The sequence below is a fragment of the Anaerocolumna jejuensis DSM 15929 genome, from assembly GCF_900142215.1.
Taxonomy (GTDB): Bacteria; Bacillota; Clostridia; order Lachnospirales; family Lachnospiraceae; genus Anaerocolumna; species Anaerocolumna jejuensis.
In genome coordinates this window covers 93,417-114,767 of the sequence record NZ_FRAC01000016.1, presented here as the reverse complement: position 1 = coordinate 114,767, position 21,351 = coordinate 93,417, and the positions used below count along the sequence as shown (strand labels likewise).

The 21,351-nt window shown below is 42.9% G+C and carries 17 protein-coding genes; 8 read left to right on the top strand and 9 right to left on the bottom strand.

Annotated elements, in window-relative coordinates; translation table 11 throughout:
- The first annotated feature begins 8 nt into the window (after positions 1–8).
- On the top strand, positions 9–341 hold the full coding sequence (locus BUB77_RS16265) for a HEAT repeat domain-containing protein (protein ID WP_073277813.1): 333 nt from the start codon (positions 9–11) through the stop codon (positions 339–341).
- 162 nt (positions 342–503) lie between these two features.
- Here the strand turns inward: BUB77_RS16265 and BUB77_RS16260 are convergent, their stop codons facing one another.
- The 9 genes from BUB77_RS16260 to BUB77_RS16220 all read right to left on the bottom strand — a co-directional run bounded on the left by BUB77_RS16260 (position 504) and on the right by BUB77_RS16220 (position 11,909).
- Positions 504–2,324 carry an ABC transporter ATP-binding protein gene (locus tag BUB77_RS16260; protein ID WP_073277811.1) on the bottom strand — a complete coding sequence of 607 codons (1,821 nt, stop codon included), beginning with the start codon at positions 2,322–2,324 and terminating at the stop codon, positions 504–506.
- Positions 2,299–4,131 carry an ABC transporter ATP-binding protein gene (locus BUB77_RS16255; RefSeq protein ID WP_073277809.1) on the bottom strand — a complete coding sequence of 611 codons (1,833 nt, stop codon included), beginning with the start codon at positions 4,129–4,131 and terminating at the stop codon, positions 2,299–2,301. Before BUB77_RS16255 ends, BUB77_RS16260 begins: the two co-directional genes overlap by 26 nt.
- Positions 4,132–4,286: 155 nt before the next feature.
- Complete coding sequence (locus tag BUB77_RS16250) at positions 4,287–5,303, bottom strand: sensor histidine kinase (RefSeq protein ID WP_242962532.1); 1,017 nt, start codon at positions 5,301–5,303, stop codon at positions 4,287–4,289.
- Positions 5,300–6,010 carry a LytR/AlgR family response regulator transcription factor gene (locus BUB77_RS16245; RefSeq protein WP_073277807.1) on the bottom strand — a complete coding sequence of 237 codons (711 nt, stop codon included), beginning with the start codon at positions 6,008–6,010 and terminating at the stop codon, positions 5,300–5,302. The genes BUB77_RS16250 and BUB77_RS16245 overlap by 4 nt, the downstream gene beginning before the upstream one ends.
- 322 nt (positions 6,011–6,332) lie before the next feature.
- Positions 6,333–7,667 carry an NADP-specific glutamate dehydrogenase gene (gdhA, locus tag BUB77_RS16240; RefSeq protein ID WP_073277893.1) on the bottom strand — a complete coding sequence of 445 codons (1,335 nt, stop codon included), beginning with the start codon at positions 7,665–7,667 and terminating at the stop codon, positions 6,333–6,335.
- Positions 7,668–7,932: 265 nt separating this feature from the next.
- The gene (pstB, locus tag BUB77_RS16235; RefSeq protein WP_073277805.1) at positions 7,933–8,682 is read right to left on the bottom strand and encodes a phosphate ABC transporter ATP-binding protein PstB; all 750 of its coding nucleotides are present in this window, start codon (positions 8,680–8,682) and stop codon (positions 7,933–7,935) included.
- Positions 8,682–9,563, bottom strand: coding sequence for a phosphate ABC transporter permease PstA (pstA, locus tag BUB77_RS16230; RefSeq protein ID WP_073277803.1), 882 nt, complete (start codon positions 9,561–9,563; stop codon positions 8,682–8,684). The genes pstB and pstA overlap by 1 nt, the downstream gene beginning before the upstream one ends.
- Positions 9,556–10,434 carry a phosphate ABC transporter permease subunit PstC gene (pstC, locus tag BUB77_RS16225; RefSeq protein WP_073277801.1) on the bottom strand — a complete coding sequence of 293 codons (879 nt, stop codon included), beginning with the start codon at positions 10,432–10,434 and terminating at the stop codon, positions 9,556–9,558. Before pstC ends, pstA begins: the two co-directional genes overlap by 8 nt.
- An 89-nt stretch (positions 10,435–10,523) precedes the next feature.
- A complete protein-coding gene (locus BUB77_RS16220; protein WP_073277799.1) occupies positions 10,524–11,909 on the bottom strand; it encodes a substrate-binding domain-containing protein in 1,386 nt (461 codons plus the stop codon).
- A gap of 215 nt (positions 11,910–12,124) precedes the next feature.
- Here BUB77_RS16220 and BUB77_RS16215 point away from each other — a divergent pair, with 215 nt between their 5' ends.
- The 7 genes from BUB77_RS16215 to BUB77_RS16185 all read left to right on the top strand — a co-directional run bounded on the left by BUB77_RS16215 (position 12,125) and on the right by BUB77_RS16185 (position 21,252).
- A complete protein-coding gene (locus tag BUB77_RS16215; RefSeq protein ID WP_073277797.1) occupies positions 12,125–13,177 on the top strand; it encodes a LacI family DNA-binding transcriptional regulator in 1,053 nt (350 codons plus the stop codon).
- Entirely contained in the window at positions 13,152–14,921 is a 1,770-nt protein-coding gene (locus BUB77_RS16210) for a glycoside hydrolase family 13 protein (protein WP_073277795.1), read from the top strand. Before BUB77_RS16215 ends, BUB77_RS16210 begins: the two co-directional genes overlap by 26 nt.
- Positions 14,918–16,255 carry an extracellular solute-binding protein gene (locus BUB77_RS16205; RefSeq protein ID WP_073277794.1) on the top strand — a complete coding sequence of 446 codons (1,338 nt, stop codon included), beginning with the start codon at positions 14,918–14,920 and terminating at the stop codon, positions 16,253–16,255. Before BUB77_RS16210 ends, BUB77_RS16205 begins: the two co-directional genes overlap by 4 nt.
- Before the next feature lie 196 nt (positions 16,256–16,451).
- Entirely contained in the window at positions 16,452–17,333 is an 882-nt protein-coding gene (locus BUB77_RS16200) for a carbohydrate ABC transporter permease (protein WP_073277792.1), read from the top strand.
- Between the two features lie 16 nt (positions 17,334–17,349).
- Positions 17,350–18,189, top strand: coding sequence for a carbohydrate ABC transporter permease (locus tag BUB77_RS16195; protein ID WP_073277790.1), 840 nt, complete (start codon positions 17,350–17,352; stop codon positions 18,187–18,189).
- 89 nt (positions 18,190–18,278) lie between these two features.
- Positions 18,279–18,968 (top strand): beta-phosphoglucomutase, encoded by a 690-nt coding sequence (gene pgmB / locus BUB77_RS16190; RefSeq protein ID WP_073277788.1) that lies wholly within the window; start codon positions 18,279–18,281, stop codon positions 18,966–18,968.
- Complete coding sequence (locus BUB77_RS16185) at positions 18,952–21,252, top strand: glycoside hydrolase family 65 protein (protein ID WP_073277786.1); 2,301 nt, start codon at positions 18,952–18,954, stop codon at positions 21,250–21,252. The genes pgmB and BUB77_RS16185 overlap by 17 nt, the downstream gene beginning before the upstream one ends.
- The last annotated feature ends 99 nt before the right edge of the window (positions 21,253–21,351 follow it).

The following is a 21,351-nucleotide window of genomic DNA, read 5'->3' as shown; positions in this document are numbered from 1 at the left end:
GCAACATTATGAGTGAAGAAAAAGAAATTGAGAAAATCCAGAAGCTGACGGAAAAGAAAAAAACGGAAAAGGTTGAAAAATTCCTTCACGATAAGGATGTAGAAGTCGTTAAAGCAGCAATAGCAGGCCTTGGCATCATTCAGGATGAACTAGCTTTTAACCTGCTGAGCAAGCTGATAGATAATGAAAATCCGGAAATCAGAAAAGCAGCAATTGTTGCATTTGCCAACTCCGGAACCGAACAGGCCAGAAGCTTTTTGCAGCTTCTGTTATCCAAGGAAACGGATGCAGGCGTAAAGGAAGTAGCTTCAAAGGCATTACGGGAATTTAAAATAAAATAGAACCGGCAGGGAAACATAAGTGCCATAGCAGGGTTCTTTGTTTCCAGATATGATAAATACCCTCTGGCAGCGAGCAAAAATTTGCTTGCTGCCAGAGGGTATTTCCTTTTATCGGATTCGTTCTTTATTGACTGAACTGTAACATTTTTAATCCATGACACTCTATGCATAATACCGGGCCTGTGTGGTATAGAGCGATGCATAAATTCCATTTTCCCTTAACAGTTTATCATGGCTGCCGCGTTCTGCAATCTTACCGCCGTCTATTACGATAATATCATTGCAGAATTTACAGCTGCTCATTCGGTGGGAAATATAGATAGCTGTCTTGCCCTCTACCATGGTATTGAAATTCTCATAAATTTCGGCCTCTGCTATGGGATCAAGAGCGGCTGTCGGTTCATCCAGGATTACAAAGGGTCCATCCTTATACAAAGCTCTTGCAATGGCAAGCTTCTGCGCTTCCCCTCCGGAGATTTCTATACCCTCTCCATTGTTTTTATAAAGGTTTGTTTCCAACTTACCCGGCATTTTTTCTACCCTGTTCTTCATGCCTGCCTGCTTTAAGACCTCCCACAGCCTTTTATCATCTGCTTTATCACCTAAAGTCAAATTATCGGCAAGGGGCAGTGCCAGCAGTTTAAAATCCTGAAATACAATAGAGAATACCTTTGTATATTCATCGTAATCATAATACCTTATATCAATGCCATTTAACAGGATTCTTCCCTCCGACGGGTCATAGAGCCTGCACAAAAGCTTTATCAAAGTCGTTTTTCCGGCTCCGTTTTTTCCTACAATAGCGTATTTTTTTCCTATTTCAAATTTAAGATTGAGGTGGTCTAATATTTGGTTATCCGTTCCGGGATACTGAAAGCTGACATTTTCAAAGGTGAATTCATATTCACCATCTAAGCGCTTTTCAACAGGAAGCGTTCCGGTATAGCGGGTATTGGGCTTATTGATAAACTCATTATAGTTATTCAGATATTCCATCCTGTAATAAAAACTATTGTATTCTACGATTTCACTCCGGACAGCTCCGGTAAACTCAAGGATGGCTCCGGCGTACATAAACACTTCTCCGATACTGATAATACCATAGACTGCCTTTCCTCCCAATACCACATATACCAATCCGGAAGTTAACTGGGTCAGAAATACAATTGCTCCCGTATATTTTCCGTCAGTAACGGACCATTTCAAAAAAACACTATTGACAGGCTTCATGACGCTTATAAAATAATGTTTCAGGAGTCCCTGCATGGAATATATACGGATATCCTTGCCATGCTGGTAGTTGTGCATAATAGCAAGCATGTACTCACCAATGGAATTCAGATGTTCATTTTTCTTTTCCACCTCGTAGAATTTTTGATAGGATATGGCAGATAGCTTAAGGCACAGAAGAAAAACGATTGCGAACACAGCAATTATCAAAAGAGAAGACCATTGGGAACAAAAGAAATTCCTGCTGTCCGCATCTACACGGGTAAAAAGGGATATCACAAAGGCAAGTGAAAACAGGATGGAAAAACCTTTTTCAACGAGAACATAGATACTTTGTATCTGGTCTCCGATTCCTCCCGAACTGTTCTCTCCTCCCTGCACTCTTCTGATGGCATCCATCGTCTCTGTTCTTTCGAATTCTTCATATTCCATGGTAAATGCCCTGTTTGCGGTCTTTAGATATATCGTGTCCGCACAGGTTTCCCTTAGCACTATGACAGACTGGTCACAGGCCTTCTTAATCAGGTTCAGTATCAAAGCTGTAATCAGTAATATCAGGACATCAAGGATACACTCTTTGTATTGTCCTTTTAATACCTTATTTAAAACTCTTGCATAAAAGAACAGCTGTACAAAAGGCCCCGCAGCTCCTGCCAATCCACCTATCACAACAATCCATATTATATTCGGATGGTCTGCTTTGATCAATTTTATAAAGGAAACAGATTCATGCCATACTTTCTTCAGTTTCATCCTCTTCCTCCTTATAATATTTACTCTGCACCTGAAACATCTCAGCATATCTTCCGTTCAATTTCATAAGGCTTTCATGGCTGCCCGTTTCTGCGATTTTACCATTTTCCAGAAACAGGATATTGTCACAGTATCTTGTTGATGCCAGCCTGTGGGAGATAAATAAGGCAGTCCTTCCGCGAAGCAAATCCTGATACTGCTCATATAACTCACTTTCTGCTATGGCATCCATGGCAGCAGTAGGTTCATCAAACAGAAGAAGCTTTGCCTTCTTATATAGAGCCCTGGCAAGCAGCAGTTTTTGCAGCTCACCGCCTGACAGTTGTATGCCGCTTTCTTCCATATCCTTGTTTAAGTAAGTGCCGGTTCCTTTGGGCAGGCCGTCAATCTTCTCCTTTAGCCCTGACAGCTCTATTGCATGATCAAGCTCTTCCCTGTTGATTTTACTTCCCGGCACACCGCTGATATTCTCTCCGATTGTGAAAGACAGTACTGCTGCATCCTGGAAGACGACCGCGATTTGCTTAAAGTAATTTTCTATATTAAGTTCTCCGATATCTATCCCATTGATTAGTATCCGCCCACCTGTTGGCTGATAGAAACCGCACATCAGCTTTACAAGAGTTGTCTTTCCCGCACCGTTTACTCCCACCAGCGCAAATTTATCCCCTTTGCCCATGTGAAAGCTGATATCTTTCAGCACATAATCGGAGGAGCCTTCGTACTGGTAGGATACATGGTCAAATACAATATCAAGGGCCATGTCCTCTTCTTCCAGCTCCCTTCCGCTCTTATGGGAAAAGGTATCTTTTATATCACAGAATTTTCGGAAGTCACAAATCATATAATGGCATCTTCCAATTTCCGAGAGGTCCTCCGTAATCTTCATCATCCAGCCAGCCAACCCGCCTACGATACCCAGGTAAAGAACAAAGTCAGATACCGGAAGGCCATGCATCAGCAAATAAATCAAATACCCATAACATAAGCCGTCCCTAAGAAATTTTAACAGGATTTCTACGATATCATTGACATAATAAACCCCTCTTATCTTTCCTTTGATTTTCTTAAGCCGGTTATTCGCTGCCGCGTATACCCTGCCGATAAGCTTATCCAGCTGATAGAGCCTGATATCTTTGCCAGCCTTCAGGTCGAAGGCCTGTTCCTGTAAATAGCCCTGTGTAACTCTAATGCCGGACATTTCATTCTTCTGCTTGTGCTCATATAGTTTGGCACGGTGAAATACCAGTATCTGAATTACTGAGAGTACCAGCAAAAGCAGCAGAAAAACCGGATTAATCCATCCAACTACAAGGGCATAAGTTAAAAGCCCCAATACATTGGTAAGCAGGCTGACATTTCTGTGCATAAAGCCCTCAAGTCCCTGCCAGTTGCCATAAACACTGTCTCCCGACTTTTTTAACTCCTCCCGTGTCTTCTCCTTTTCCAATTGTCCATAATCCATGCTAAAGCATTTTTCAAAGAGGATGATGGAAAAGAAATTCAATCGGATATCAATGTACTGGTTTCTGTTTCTTGATGTCAAAAAAGTCTGGACTGCCGACACTATACTGTATACTAAAAATACAAGTACCATGGTCTGAATAAACTTCTCTATCCCCGCCTGCCTCTCTAAAAGTCCTACCACAACAGACGGAAGAATAACCGTGCAAAGAGGCAGAATTACATTAAAAATGATTTCAGCAAAACCATAAAAAATCAATGATTTATCATATGCCCACATATTTGCATAGATAAAATGGAAGTTGTCCCCTAAAGAGTAGGGCACTTCTTTCCCCTTTTTCATATACACACTCCTTTTACTAATCCTTTGAATTCAGGAAAAATCTGCTCCCTGTAAAATTTCTTTGAATAATCAATGTCAGTAATATATCACCTTTTGCCGCTTTGTTTAAAAAAAGTGCACGAATAGCAATATTCCGTGCACGAGTGGTAGACTCTTTAGAGAGGAAGCATGATTTCTGTCACAAATACTCCCGGTTCATTTTTTCTGTTTATATATCCCTCATATTTTTCCACAATGTTATTAATGCGTTTAAGTCCGTGTCCGTGATTTCCCCGCTTTGTTGTAATGTAGTCTTCGTCCAGCTTTCTTATCACTTCATTGGTGGCATTGGTAACGGAAATATAAAGCTGCTTTTTCAGCACTCCGACATAAAGCCGGATAAATTTTTTTCCATCCTGTTCTGCCATTTTACCGCAGGATTCCACCGCATTGTCTATCAGATTTCCAATCAGTACGCACAGGTCAATATCTGACACAGTCAGGTCTTTGGGCACCTCTGCCTTATAATGAATTTCTATCTCATCCTTTAGGGCAAGGGAAAGCTTAGAATTCAGAATGGCATCCAGATTGACATTGCCCGATTCTATCAGATAATTGATGCTGTCCAGGTCATTTTCCAGCCTGTCAAGATACCCTCTAGCTTCCTCTGCCTGATTTACTTTTAAAAGTGCCTTCAGGGTCTGCAGGTGATTATGATAGTCGTGCCGCCATCCTCTCATAGTCATATAGATATTCTGCACTTCGTTTACCTGTTTTGTTAAGAGCTGGTTCTGAAACTGGACTGCACTTTCTTCATAGGTCTTTCTCAGATAATATCCACTGCTTTCCGTTAAAAAAACCAGCAGCAGAAGGGTGTATTCACTGAATACCCTGCTGCCTGGAATAAATAGCCCATTCACCGTGATAACCGCAGTTACCAGAAAGAAGAGCCCATGATATAAAAAAGACATCTTACGGTTTCTTACCTGATGCACCTCAAAAGAAAACAGCTCTAAAATAACCAGGGTCAGGATACTTGCGATACCCTTGCTGTAAAGATAAGCAATTCCCCACCATATCCCTGCTGTTATAACCGGAACAGATGACAGGGTCTTTTTATTTCTGAGCTGCCTTAGGAAGAGAAATAGGGCCATCATAACCACCGGGAAAACTTCAAGACAAACTGAAATCAAAATTCTCCTCCTTTGTAATAGCTGATAAAGGCCTGATTCACTGACTCATAGGAGTTTCTGCTGATTGGGACCTTCTCTCCACCGCTTAGGAAACAGTCCGTCCTGGTTATCCGCTCTATCCAGCTTATATTTACCAGATAGCTTCTGTGAGTCGTGATAAAGTCCCCGCCAAACTCCTTTGCTATCTCATTCATATTTTTCTTTACCTCAAGGCTTCTGTCCGCCATATGGATTATAATATAATGCCCGAGAGCTTCCACATAGCTGATATCCTTCACCAAAAGCTTATGTTTCTCTCTTTCATTTCCAACAATAATATAGCTTTTCTCCTCCTCCAGGGATTTTTGTACCATCGTAAGCAGGGGAAAAAGCTGCTGCTTTGTCAGAGGCTTCATGAGGTATCTGACGGCCCCTACTTCATAGCCTTCAAATACATACTCCCTGCTGTTTGATAAAAAAGCTATGGTTACCTGCTTGTCCGTGTTTCGAATCTCTCTTGCCAGATCAATTCCGTTCATCCTGTCCAGCTCAATATCCAGAATGATAAAATCAAAGGAAAAGGACCCTGTATTTTCAAAGAGCATTTCCTCTGCGCTGGTATACACGGTAATGTCACAGCTCTTTCCCGATAGCTTTTCCCATTTATCTGTCAGGTCTTTCAGAAAGATAGACTGGCTTTTCTCGTCATCACAAAATGCAATTCTCATCATACATCTCCCGTTTTTGTATTTCCTATGATACACCTGCTCTGTTTTATCATTATATTTGATAAGATAGAACGATGTAAATATATAAGTTGAAATAAGTTTTTTAAAACGCTTCCAGGTATAAAAAAGCCAAATATTCAAGCCTTTTTATACCTGGAAATGGAAAAAGCTAAATTCAACATATACAGCTAAATCGGATAATAACTGCTTAAATACTTTTGGATAAAATGAGAAGGGTAAGCTATCCGGAGAACTGTTAGAATATCCCCAAAATAAAAGAAGAGGATACAAGGCCTTACCAGACCCTGTATCCCCTTCCCATTTACCAGATTCCCTGAGCCATCATGGCCTCTGAAACCTTTAAAAAGCCTGCAATATTGGCTCCCAGCACATAATTTCCTTCTGCGTGGTACTCCTTTGCCGCTTCCGACATGTTATGGAAAATATTTTTCATTATCCGCTTTAACTTTTCGTCCACTTCTTCAAAGCTCCAGCTGAGCCTTTCACTGTTTTGTGACATCTCCAGTGCGGAAGTTGCAACACCTCCGGCATTGGCCGCTTTACCGGGAGCGAAGAGAATACCGTTTTCCTGGAGGTATTTTGTGGCTTCCAGATCCGTAGGCATATTGGCTCCTTCAGCAACTGCAATACAGCCATTAGCTGCCAAAGCCTTTGCATCCTCCAGCAGTAATTCATTTTGGGTGGCACAGGGAAGTGCGATATCACACTTTACTGTCCAAAGGCCCTTTCCCTGGGTGTACTTTGCATCCGGGCGGAATTTAACGTACTCCGTCAGCCTTTCCCTTCTTACTTCCTTGATTTCTTTTAGGACTTCCAGATCAATTCCGTCCTTATCATATATCCATCCATTGGAATCACTTACGGTTACGACCCTGGCACCCAGCTCCGCTGCCTTCTGCACGGCATAAATTGCCACATTACCTGCACCGGAAACAGCCACTGTCTTCCCTGCCAAAGAATGCCCATGGGCCTTCAGCATTTCTTCGGTAAGGTATATAAGTCCAAATCCTGTTGCTTCTGTTCGGACAAGGGAACCGCCGTAGGTCAGGCCCTTTCCTGTAAGTACACCCTCATAAGTACCTCTGATCTTCTTATACTGTCCATAGAGGTAGCCGATTTCCCTGGCGCCTGTTCCAATATCTCCGGCAGGCACATCCGTATCGGCACCAATATATTTGTACAGCTCTGTCATGAAGCTTTTGCAGAAAGCCAATACTTCACGGTCAGACTTTCCCTTGGGGTCAAAATCCGCTCCACCCTTGGCTCCGCCAATGGGAAGTCCGGTCAGGGAATTTTTTAATATCTGCTCAAAGCCAAGAAACTTAATTATTCCCTTGTTGACTGACGGATGAAGTCTCAATCCGCCCTTATAGGGTCCGATGGCATTGTTGAACTGAACACGGTAGCCGGTATTTACCTGCACCCTTCCGGTATCATCCACCCAGGGTACCCTGAAAATAATCTGCCTGTCCGGTTCAACCAGCCTTTCCAATAATGCTTCTCTGCGATATTTTTCTTCGTTGGCTTCCACCACTGGACGTAAGGATTCCAATACCTCCTTTACTGCCTGATGAAATTCATATTCGGAAGGATTTTTACGAATTACCATTTCTATCACTTCATTTATATAATCCATGCTTCTTCCTCGTTTACCGCCCCTTTGCGGTACCGCCACTATAAGGCTGTATGAAGAATCTGTGGCCCTCTCTGTCATATTTTCATACATCCTAAGCTTAAAAGCCGGATTGCATATCATTGCATAAAATTAAAAGGGTAACAAAAGAATTTAGTTGCCCCTGGCCTCGCTCATACATAATTATACATTATTATGTATGGCATATCAATTCCTTCTTACACTTTTTTGCTTTAACGCATTCATTTAATAAAAATCAAACCTTTCATCAACCAAAATGTCCGCTCACGTAATCCAAGGTTTTCTTATTCTTGGGGTTTACAAAGATATTTTCCGTGGTATCATACTCAACCAGATCGCCCAGCAAAAAGAAGGCGGTCTTATCCGCTATACGTGATGCCTGCTGCATATTATGGGTAACAATAACAACGGTATAGGTTTTTTTCAGTTCTCCCATTAAGTCCTCGATTTTATAGGTGGATATAGGGTCCAGAGCACTGGTGGCCTCATCCATCAGTATCACTTCCGGGTTAAGGGCAATGGTCCTGGCTATGCAAAGCCGCTGCTGCTGCCCGCCGGAAAGAGACAGGGCACTTTTTTTAAGACGGTCCCCCACCTCATCCCAAAGGGCCGCCGCCTTTAAGCTGCTTTCTACGATTTCATCCAGCTCTCTTTTCTTTTTTCCGTGGTATTTGGGAGCATAGGCGATGTTATCATAAATACTCATAGGAAAGGGATTGGGCTTTTGAAATACCATGCCAATCTTTTTGCGTATCAGCATGGGGTCAATTTTACTGTCATAAATATTGATACCGTCATAAATTACTTCCCCTGTAATTTTGCAGTTCGGTATTGTATCATTCATACGGTTCAAGGTCTTTAAAAAGGTGGTCTTACCGCAGCCGGAGGGACCGATCAAGGCCGTAATCTTATTCTTTTCGATATCCATGTTGATACTGTTTATTGCCTGTTTATCCCCGTAATAGAGGTTTAAATCCTTTGTTGTAATAATACCCATTAGTTGATGCTCACTTTCTTTTTGAATAGTCCTGCAATAATATTGGCCGTGAGGTTAATGACAAATACCAGAATCATTAATACGGCAGCCATGGCATAGGGCACCCAGTCAGGAGATCCGCCCTCTGTCGCATATAAGTACAGCTGTACCGTAAGGCCTGCCCCCGGCTCTGTTATGTGCTTTACCACATTGGAAGGCATGGTATAATCCACACCTGCCGTATAGAGAAGTGCCGCCGACTCACTGACAATTCGGCCGATGCTTAAAATAATGGCAACAACAATGCCCGGAAGTGCGCAGGGCAGCAAAACCGTACGAATAATATGAAGCTTGGAGGCTCCCAGGGAAAATGCCGCTTCACGGTAGGTCGGATTTACCTGCAGCAGGGCTTCTTCCGTGGTACGAATCATTGTGGGAAGAACAATCAGCGTACAGGTCAGGGCTCCCGCTATCATAGAACCGCCGCTGCTTCCGGCCTTTAATGCATTAATAAAAAATGCCAGTCCAAACAAGCCGTATACGATGGAAGGAATTCCTGCGAGAATTTCAATAGAGAACCGGATAGCGGATATTATCTTACCGGGCTTTGAATATTCAGCAAGGTATATTGCCGTTCCGATACCAAGGGGTATGGAGACAATCAGGGAAAGCAGGACAATATACAGGGTATTTATAATCATAGGTGCTATCCCGTAGGTCTCATCCAGACGGGAAGGCGCCTTAAACAAAAAATCCCGGTTAATATAGGGTAAGCCCTTTATAATCAAATAGGCAATTATTGCAACAACTAAAGCGACCACAATTGCAGTCACCGTATAAATCAAGGCCCTGACGGCTATAATTCCCGGCCTTATGCGTTTTTCATAGGTAGTATTAGCCATTTTGAGCACCAGCCCTTTTCATAAAAATATGGAAGATGGAATTGATAATAAAAATAAATACAAACAGGACCAGACCTATTCCAATCAATACTCCTCTGGTTTGTTCTGTGGCATAGGACATTTCCGTCACAATTGCAGTTGTCAGGAAGCGTGCAGGCTTTAGCATGGAGGGCATCTGTGGGATGTTTCCGGCCACCATCATAACTGCCATGGTTTCTCCGATTGCCCTGCCCACACCAAGTAATACCGCAGCCATAATTCCCGATTTCGCCGCAGGTAAAACAATGGTAAATAACGCATATTCCTTACGGACACCCAGGGCAAAAGCAGCTTCCATATAGCCTTTGTCCACGGCATTGATACTGGTCTCACTGACGCTGATAATGGTCGGAAGGGTCATAATGATCAGGACGATGACAGAAGAAAGCATGGTCAGGCCCGACGAAAGATTGAACAGCATCTGCACAATGGGAACAATGAAAATAATTCCGAGAAAGCCGTAGATAACCGAGGGAATTCCTGCAAGCAGGCTGATAACTGACCTGATAATTGTTCCAAGTCCTTTTGGCATAAGCTGGCCGATGGCCAGAGCTACCAGAATAGAGATTGGGACCGCTATTAAGACCGTAAAAAAAGTGGAATAGAAAGAAGATAATATAAATGCCAATATGCCGTATTGGGGAGGTTCATTTGCCGAATTCCAGACCTTGCCTAACAGGAAGTCCTTCAGTCCCACCCTGGCAATACTGGGACCGCCGTTTATGACCATGAACACTCCGATTAAAATAACGGATAGCACAGTAATAAAAGCAAAGAAAAAGACAATTGCCTTAAAAATATTGTTATAGATATAAACTTTTTGTGTCTTCATCCTTCTCCTTTAAACTGATATTGCCACTGCAAAATTGCAGTGACAAGGTCAGTTCTCTCTATTAAGAATTTCAAGAATATTTCTAAGCTTTATTTGGTAACAGTAACCTTGCAGCTTGCTGTCTTTTTGCCGCTTACTGTTGTAACCGTAATCTTTACCTTTCCTGCCTTCTTGCCTGTCACAACACCTGTTACGGAAACAGTTGCAACGGAAGGATTGGATGAGCTCCAGATAACTGTTTTGTTGGAAGCGGTGGAAGGATTGATGGCTGCCTTTAATGCTACGGTCTTTCCAACCTTAACGCTGGCAGTGGTCTTATTCAGTTTTACGCTTGCAACAGGATTTTCTACTGTAACCAGGCAGGTCTTGCTGATGTCTGTTCCATCAGTTGTCTTAACGGTAATGGCTGCTGTTCCGGCCTTGATGCCCTTTACTACGCCTGTTGAAGAAACGGTAGCAACCGCGCTGTTGGAGGAAGAATAGGTTACTTTCTTGTTATCTGTATCAGCAGGTGTAACAGTTGCCTTTAAGGTTGCACTGGAACCGGGCTTTACATTAAGGGAAGTACTGCTTAAGGTAAGGCCGTCTGCCTTTGTTCTTACAAGATTATTCTTAACAAAGCCCATCTTGTCGATGATGCTCTGTCCGTCTGCGCTGGAGATAAAATCTAAGAATGCCTGTGCTGCGGGAGATACTTTTGTCGTTTTATTATAAACAAGTAAGAAGGGTCTTTTAATTGCATATGTACCGTCTGCTACTGTATATTTGGAGGGTTCAACTCCTTCAACTTTTAATGGCTTAACCTTTTTGTCATCCATATCACCAAGTGACATATAACCGATAGCGCCGATATTATTCTGAACGGAGGTCTGTACAACACCTGTGCTTGCAAGAGAGCCATCCAGCTTTACATCATAGCCGCTGGGAAGTGCTGTGCCATAATCAGCCTTGAAGAAATCTTCAAAGCAGCTTCTTGTACCGGAGCCTGCTTCACGTCCGAAAGGAGCAACCTTAACGCTTGTTTTATAAGAATCGCTGATCTGATTCCAATTCAGTGCGGAAGAATCTCTGGTATAGATTTTATAAAGTAATGAGGGAGAAATCTCATTAAGGGGATTCTTCTTATTTACAACAACAGCAAGTCCATCCATACATATCTGTACTTTTTCTAAGACAGCAGCTTCATCGCTTGTCAGATTTCTGCTGGACATACCAAAATCAACATTGCTCTGAGCATTTTTTGCATCTGCAATACCTGCTCCGGAACCGGTAACATTTTGTTCTACGATTTTGATGCTGGGGTTCTTTTTCATAAAGGCTTCTGCAAGCGCCTGTACAAGCGGATTAACGGAGGTCGAACCGGATAATACGACATTTCCGCTGGCAGCCGATGAAGCAGATACCGTAGTGGCAGGGTAGTTAAAAACAGAAATTGCTAATGCGAAAGATAAAACCAATGATACTAACTTTTTCATAATACTTCTCCTTACCTGTTATTTTTTATTAATTTCATTTGATTGCAAACATACTATAATCTCTGTAAGTAAAAATAAATACCATCAAATGTAAATTGTGGAAATAATAATGTAAAGAATATGTCAAGTGAAATAATACACACCTGTATTGACTTTTTAAGGAGTAGGCTTTATAATAAATTTGTGCAAACGTTTGCACAACAAGGAGAGATAACATGACCGCAACAATCAAGGATATTGCTAAGAAAGTAGGGGTATCGCCGTCCACCGTATCCAGAGCATTGAACGGCAATTCCAGAATATCTGATATTACCACGAAGAAAATTCAGGAAGCAATGGAGGAGCTTGACTATCATCCCAACAGCCTGGCGAGGAACTTTGCCAATGGATTGACCTATTGTATTGGCCTGATCATCGATGCAAGGGATGAGAATACCTTTGCCAATGCATTTTTTAACCGAAGTGTTTTTGCCATAGAGAAGGTCATCCAGGAGTATGGCTACAGTCTTATCATAACAAATGACAGGAAAAAGGGAGCCAAATCCACCGTAGAAAACCTTATGCTTGAAAAGAAGGTGGACGGGCTTATCATGCCCTCCTCCGTTATGCGTCCGGAATTGATCAAGGAGCTGAATCAGGCAGGATTTCCCTTCATTGTAATGGGGGAGCCCAAAAAGTATAAATCGGAAGCCACATGGATTGATGTGGATAATGAGCTGGGAAGCCACATGGCGGTAGAGCACCTGATCCAGCAGGGATATACAAGAATTGCACTGGTTACGGAAAAGCCCAATACGGTATTTTCCCAAAAACGTCTGGCAGGATACCTGGCCTGTCTGAAGCAGCATGCTATCCCAATCAACCAGGAATTCATACTGGAGTATGGACAGGATATAACGGCAGATAATAAACGTATAGAAGAGCTGGCTTTAAGCAGCGGACATCCGGATGCCTTTTTATGCGGAAACAACATCATAGCTTTTAATGTGTTAAAAACATTAAAAAATAGAAATTACAGGATTCCTGATGATATCGGAATCGTCACATTTGACAACTATCCTGTTGCAGAGTATACAGACCCTCCCATGACGGCGGTTGATGTTGATACCTATGGTATGGGAATTCAGGTAGCGAAGGAGCTGATTCGTAAAATCCAGGATAATTCAAATGACAGAAATCATATGTACATTCCGACCAATCTCATTGTAAGGGAATCATCAATGAAAGGAGACAGAGAAAACAATGATAAGAACGGTGGTGCTTCATAAGAACACCCTGGATTATGTCTATGTCAAAGCAAGGAACAAACTGGTATTGAAACTGGAGACAGCCAAGGGCAGCTTTCAAGAATGCAGACTAATCTATTGGGCCAGAACAGAGAGTGATACCCGTAAGCGCAAGAGCAGAAAAATGGAACTGCAGTACCGGGATAATATGCTGGATTACTATTATGCCGAAATGGAATTTTCAAAGACAGCACGATATACAAAATATTTTTTCGAGCTGATTGATCAGGAGGGTAAACGCTTTTATTATACCGAATATGACTTTACGGAAGAATACCCGGCAGATGGCTACTTTGAATATTTATATGCCAATCCCGGTGATGTCCTTCATATCCCGGAATGGGCCAGGGGGCAGGTCTTTTATCAGATTTTCCCGGAACGCTTCCGAAACGGAGATTCCTCCAATGACCCTGCGGGCTGTGCCGGCTGGGGAGAAAAACCGACCAGGGAAAATTATATGGGCGGGGATTTAAGAGGTATCCTGCAGAAACTGGATTACATCCAAAGCCTGGGTACGGACTGTATTTATCTGAATCCTGTATTTAAAGGGGATTTTAATCACAAGTATGCCACGACGGATTATTACCGGATAGATGAAAGCTTCGGCACAAATGAAGATCTGAAGGAGCTGGCGGATGAATGCCATGCCCGTGGGATGAAGATCATTTTAGATGGTGTATTCAATCACTGCGGGACTTCCTTTGAGCCCTTTCTGGATGTGATGGAGCATCAGGAGAATTCAAAGTATAAGGATTGGTTCCATATTACAAGCTTCCCAGCAGGAATCACACACAGGGATTATGAATGTGTAGGTGCCTATAAATGGATGCCTAAGCTATGTACCTCCAATCAGGAGGTATGCCGGTTTATCCTTCAGGTCATGGAATACTGGATCAGCTATGCGGGCATTGACGGGTGGAGGCTGGATGTAGCGGATGAAGTTGACCCCTATGTATGGAGAACTGCAAGAGTGTATCTTAAGGAAAAGTACCCGGATATTTTACTGGTGGGTGAAACCTGGAGCTTTGGAAGAAAAATGCTCTCAGGCGACCAGATGGACAGCGTGATGAATTATGTATTCCGGGATGCCATGCTGGATTTCATTGCTTATAAAAAGATTGACTCCGTGGAGCTTGATGAAAGGCTCAACCATATGATGGCAGGCTATTATGAAGAATATAACCATGCAATGTACAATCTCCTTGATTCCCATGACACTGCAAGATTCCTCTTTTCCTGCGGAGAAGACAAGAATAAATTAAAGCTTGCCGCAGCCTTTCAGTTTTTAATGCCGGGTGCCCCTGCTGTCTATTATGGGGATGAGATAGGATTAACAGGTGATAATGATCCCGACTGCAGAAGAACGATGCCTTGGGAAGAAGAGGAACAGGATCAGGAACTGCTCTCCTGGTACCGGCGGTTATCCGAAATCCGCCATCAGGAACCTGCCATCCGCCAGGGCAGTTATAAGACCATACTGGCAGAGAAAGAAAATAATGTATATGGCTTTGAACGAAGCCTTGATAATATACATATTAAAATTCTAATAAACAATTCAGAGAAACCGGCAGAAATCAACTTATCAACCGGTAATGGGGCAATACAAAAGGAAATTCCTTTGGGTGAGCAAAACTACAGGAACTTTTCGGAAAATGGGGACAGCCTTCCAATAAAACTGGAACCTTATTCCGTTAAGATAATAAAATTTGAGGAGGTAAAATTATGAACAAAGCAAAAAAATTACTGGCAATCCTGCTATCAGCCGTTATGTGCCTGGCAGCTCTCACAGCTTGTAGCAAATCACCAGTAGAATCTGAACCCGGCAAAAGCGGGGAATCAGCAACAAAAGGAGCTGGGGATACTGATGTATCCGGCTCAAAAGAGGTAACAATTAACTTCTGGCATCATTACAGTGCTCAATCCGCTGAAAACGATACTCTGACAAAGGTATTGATACCGAAGTTCGAAAGTGAAAATCCCGGTATTAAGGTAAATGCAGTCTCCCATGAATGGGCAGACTTGCATAACAAGATTCTGGTCAGTGCCCAGTCCGGCACCTTGCCTGATGTTGCCCGATTGGATGCAGCATGGATTCCTGAATTTCAGGCAGCGGACATCCTGACATCACTGGATGAAAAAACATCCGACTTTAAGGATGTATCCCATGCATTACTTGACAGTGCCATGAGCACTGCAAAAATAGGTGACCATTATTACGGCCTTGCACTTAATACCAATACCAAAATCTTATTTTATAATGTAAAGGCCTTCAAGGCTGCAGGAATAACCCCGCCTCAGACCATGGAGGAATTCATAAATGATACGAAGAAATTATCCGGCACCAACGAGAACGGCCAGCAGATATGGGGTTATGATGAACCTGCACTGGCTGGATGGAATCTTTGCCCTTTCATCTGGAGCTACGGCGGTGATTTGCTGAATCCGGAACAGACCAAGGCCAGCGGTTATATAAACAGCGAAAAGACCGTTGCGGCAGTTCAAATGTTTGCCGGTCTGTATAAGGATAAGGCCATTACCGGCTGGAACAGCGGTGATATTCCCATGACGGACGGCTTCGGAACAGGTCGCTATAGCATGATATTAGAAGGTCCCTGGAAAATTGCCGAAATGAAAGGCGCTTATCCGGATTTTGAATATGCAACTGCTCCCATACCTGCCGGTGACGGCGGCTCCGTCTCCGTACTGGGCGGTGAAGACATCTCCTTGTTTAACACCTCCGGTAATGATGCTGCAAAAGAAGCTGCCTGGAAATTTGCTAAATTTATGACCGGTGAATTTGCACAGACCGAAATGGCCAAGTGCGGTCAAATACCGGTAAATAAAACCGCATTGGAAAGCGATACGGTGAAAAATTCCGATTTCGCACCCTTCATCGAAGCTATAAAAACCGCAAAGTCAAGACCGACGGTTGCAAGCTGGTCTGAAATTGACAGCGAATTATCAGCTGCGGTAACATCCGTTATAAACGGAGAAAAGACTGCACAGGAAGCAATGGACCAGCTGGCAGTGAAGGTGGACGGCTTACTGGCAGGAAAATAACCACTGTTATAGGAACCTTGTCTGCCAGACATTACTAAAACCCGTCTAAAAGGCGGAAACAGCATGGACAAAACAGATGCTGCAGGGTAGCTGCCATCTGTTTTGCCCACAATAAAAACATTTCAAAAATATAGTATAGTATAACAAATCCGGTTATATTAATCAAGATAATGTTGGCGGCTTATGGAGGCAGCTTATGAAATATAAAACCTTAAAAAACAAATTACAAATTACCGTTCTACTGTTACCTGGGATGCTGATTTTTGGGCTCTTTACCATTTATCCCATTATTAAGCTGCTTGTTATCAGCTTTTTTCATTGGGATTTCAGCTCTATCTTAAATCAATCCTTTGCAGGATTTGATAACTATAAGGCGGTCTTAAAGGACGGCTATTTTCAAACAACCTTTGTTAATACACTGGTATATACCCTTGTTACCGTGCCGGCCCAGATGTTTCTCGGATTGATGGCAGCTCTTTTAATACATAATGTAAGTCATTTTAAAGTGGGCTTTCGTGTATTATACTATCTGCCGGTCATTACCTCCTGGGTAATCGCATCCCTGGTCTTTAAATATATTTTCAATACGGAAGGCCTGTTTAATTATTTCCTGAAGGATGTGGTGCATTTGGCAGACCATAACATCCGGTGGCTTGATTCCAGATGGAGCGGCCTTGGGGTAGCTATGATCTTAGGCTCCTGGAAGGGAATCGGCTGGAATATGATTGTATTCCTGGCAGCCCTTCAAACGGTTTCCCTGGATCTATATGAAGCAGCTTCCATTGACGGAGCGGGTTCTCTGGTCCGGTTCTTTAAAATTACGCTTCCCAGTATTAAGGGAACAATTCTGTTTGCTCTGGTAATGTTAACAATCGGGGGATTTAACGTATATACCTCTATCAAAATGATAACGGGAGGAGCTCCAAGCCATCAGACGGATACCATACTGTCCTGGATGTACTACAAGGCCTTTAGTACCGGAGATTTTGGCTATTCTGCCGCTCTTTCCTTTATAACGGCATTTGTTTTAGCCCTGCTTGCGGTAGTGCAGTTCAGGCTGATGAAAAACAATAATTGACGGAGGTGAATGTCAAATGAAAAAGAATACTGCATTACAAATAGTACTGTATCTGGTTCTGATTGCATTTGCAATCCTGTTTACACTGCCCATGATATACCTGATCAGTACCTCTTTAAAGCCTAACGGGGCATTGTATGAATATCCTCCGAAATTTTTTCCAACTTTAAAATCAATTACACTGGAGAACTATGTTTATATTATTAATCAGGGGAAATTTTATATGAATTTTCTCAACAGTGTCCTGATTTCCATTTTGACGGTATCTATTGCGGCTATTGCGGCTTCCGCTTTGGGCTTTTGCATCGGCAGGTTTCAGTTCTTTGGGAGAAATGTTCTCTTTTCCTTCATTATACTGACAATGATTGTACCCGGTATGACCTTAATCGTACCCCAATACGAACTTGCCGTTAAATTGAATGTGATCAACAAGCTTCTGGGGCTGGTTCCTTTTTATGTAGCCTGGGTAATTCCCTACTCGACCTTTATGATAAAAGGCTTTGTGGAGAATATCCCCAGGGAATTTGATGAGGCGGTCCACATGGATGGCGGCAGTATCCTGACGGTGTTTTTTCAAATCATCCTTCCCTTGGCAAAGCCCGGTATTGCCTCTATTTCCATTTTTAATTTTTTAACGGCATGGGAAGAATTCCCCTGGGCCAATACGGTCATTAACGATAACATAAAGCGTACCCTGCCTATTGCCATTTCCGGCTTCTTTGGAGAGCATCAGTTCACCCAGTGGGGATATGTTTTTGCTTTATCGGCCTTAAGCCTTATTCCGATATTGATTGTATTCATTTCCTTCCAGAAATATTTTGTAACAGGCATAACCACCGGCGGAGTGAAGGGCTGACAGATAAAGCCACCTGCTGTATTTCGCTGATTTTTACTTTATAAACAGTAGTGTAAACAGGCTTACAGTGTGCATAGATAGGAGTTACTTTGAATAATTTAATAAAAGCATGTATATTCGATTTGGACGGCGTACTGGTAGATACGGCCGTATACCATTATATGGCCTGGAAAAGGCTTGCCCTGGAGCTTGGATTTGATTTTACCCAGGAGCAGAATGAAGGGCTGAAGGGTATCAGCAGAATGCAGTCCCTTGAAATACTTCTGGCGGAGGGCGGCCTGGTCTTTGATGAGGCTGCCAAGCTTAAGCTGGCGGATAAAAAGAACCGCTGGTATTGCGAATATATCGAAAAAATGACGGCTGATGAAATCCTTCCCGGAGCTGCCAGTCTTTTAAAGGAGCTTAAAAGCAATGGTATTAAGACTGCCCTGGGCTCTGCCAGTAAAAATGCAGAGACGATATTAAGGAACACAAATCTGCTTTCACAATTCGATGCCATTGTGGACGGCAATAATATAACCAAGGCCAAGCCTGACCCTCAGGTCTTTCTGCTGGCGGCCAGCCAGCTTAAGGTAAAACCGGAGGAGTGTGTGGTATTTGAAGATGCCAGGGCCGGTATAGCAGCCGCAGTAAAGGCAGGCATGCACAGTGTGGGAATCGGAAATCCCGCCTGGCTGAATCAGGCAGATATCGTAGTTCCTGCACTAAAGGACATCTCAATAGATACATTAAACAACTTATTTCATACCAAGGGGACTTCATATGAAACAGTATATTAAAACAGACGAATGGAATATTATTGAGGAAGGCTTTCATCCGGAGGACCAGCTGCTGTCGGAAAGCATTTTCAGTATTGGAAACGGGCACATGGGACAAAGAGCCAACTTTGAGGAGCAGTATAGCGGAGAATCCCTTCAGGGCAGTTATATGGCAGGTGTTTACTATACCGACAAAACCAAGGTCGGCTGGTGGAAAAACGGATATCCGGAGTATTTTGCAAAGGTACTGAATGCTGCCAATTGGATTGGCATTAACGTAATCATTGACGGAGAAACTCTGGATCTGGCAAAATGTGAGGTAAAGGAATTCCGCCGTGTGTTAAATATGAAGGACGGCTATCTTCAAAGGACTTTAATTGCAAGACTGTCCGGTCAAAAGGAAATCCGGATAGATGCCAAAAGATTTGTCAGTATGGCCGTAAAGGAAGCCGGGCTTATCCGGTATTCCGTCACCCCTCTGAATTTTGACGGAGAATGCCTTATTACACCTTATCTGGACGGAGACATAAAAAATACGGACTCCAATTATGATGAAAAGTTCTGGGAAGAGATATATAAGGAAAACAGCGTGGACGGTGCAGCCTTAACCGTGAAGACCAGGAAGCTGGACTTTCATGCAGGCTCCCTGATGAAATATGACATCCTCCAGGGTGGTAAGAAAATCCAGTGCAGCACAGAGCCGGTTGAAAAGGACAAATATGTGGGCTGTAACATAAGCTTAAGGTTAAAACAATCCGAAGAGACCGTATTATATAAATATGTTATTAATGTTACCTCCCGGGATAAGGCCAGAGATGAGCTGATACCCTATGGCAGGACCCGGCTGGAGGAAATCAGTCAAAAAGGCTTTGATGCCATGCTTCAGGAGCATTCAGCCGCCTGGCATAAGAAATGGAAGGAGAGCGATATTGTTATTGAAGGAGACCTATCAGCCCAGCAGGCCATAAGGTTTAACATCTTCCAGTTAAACCAGACCTATACGGGCGAAGATGCAAGGCTGAACATCGGCCCCAAGGGGTTTACGGGAGAAAAGTACGGCGGAAGCACCTACTGGGATACGGAAGCCTATTGCCTGCCCTTCTATTTAAGTACCGCAGACCAGAAAATCTCCAGAAATCTACTGATTTACCGCTATAAGCAGCTGGAGAAGGCCAGAGAAAATGCTGCCAAGCTGGGCTTCTCAAAGGGAGCCTTATATCCAATGGTCACAATGAACGGAGAAGAATGCCATAATGAATGGGAAATAACCTTTGAGGAAATTCACCGGAACGGTGCCATTGCCTATGCTGTCTATAATTACGTAAATTATACGGGGGATTGGGACTATCTGAAGGAGTATGGTCTTAAGGTCCTCCTGGAGCTTTCAAGGTTCTGGGAAGAAAGAGTCAATTTTTCAGAGAGTAAGAACAGCTATGTAATCTTAGGCGTAACAGGCCCTAATGAATATGAAAACAATGTAAATAACAACTGGTATACCAACCGCATAGCTTCCTGGACCCTGGAATATACCCTGGAAGTGATCAGCTGGATGAAAGAAAAGGACTATCCCGCTTATAAAAACCTGGAAGACAAATCAGGCTTAAGGGAAACAGAAATAAGCAAGTGGATGGATATCATAAAGCGCATGTATTATCCGGTGGATGAGGAAAGAAATATATTTCTGCAGCAGGACGGATATTTAGATAAGGAACAGTGCCTGGTAAAGGAGCTGAAGAAGGAGAACCTTCCCTTAAACCAGCATTGGTCCTGGGACAGAATCCTGCGTTCTTGTTTTATTAAACAGGCCGATGTTCTGCAGGGGCTGTATTTCCTGCAGGATAAATATGACCTGGATACCCTGCGGAGGAATTTTAATTTCTATGAACCGAGAACCGTTCATGAATCCTCCCTTTCTCCCTGTATTCATGCAATCCTGGCGGCAAAGCTGAAAGATAAGGATAAAGCCTATGAAATGTATCTGAAAACTGCCCGGCTGGACCTAGACAATTACAATAATGATACGGAAGACGGCTGCCATATAACAAGTATGGCCGGAACCTGGATGTCAGTGGTGGAAGGCTTTGGCGGAATGAGGGTGGTAAAGGAAAAGCTGCACTTTGACCCTATCATACCGGACACCTGGAAGTCTTTTTCCTTCAAGATCAAGTTCAGGGAAAGCTTGCTGAAGGTAACCATTACGAAAGCCAAGGTAGCCATTAAAAATGAGAATGGGAATGCAGTCACCTTATCGGTTTATGGAAATGATTATAGCCTAGATAAAGAAATAGTTATACTGGTACAATAATTTTATTCCAAGAATTGCAATGCAGGAAAATCCCCTCCTTAGAGGGGACTCCTGCACCTTTAATATCTTTTATTTTAATTCATTTATTTTTAATTCATT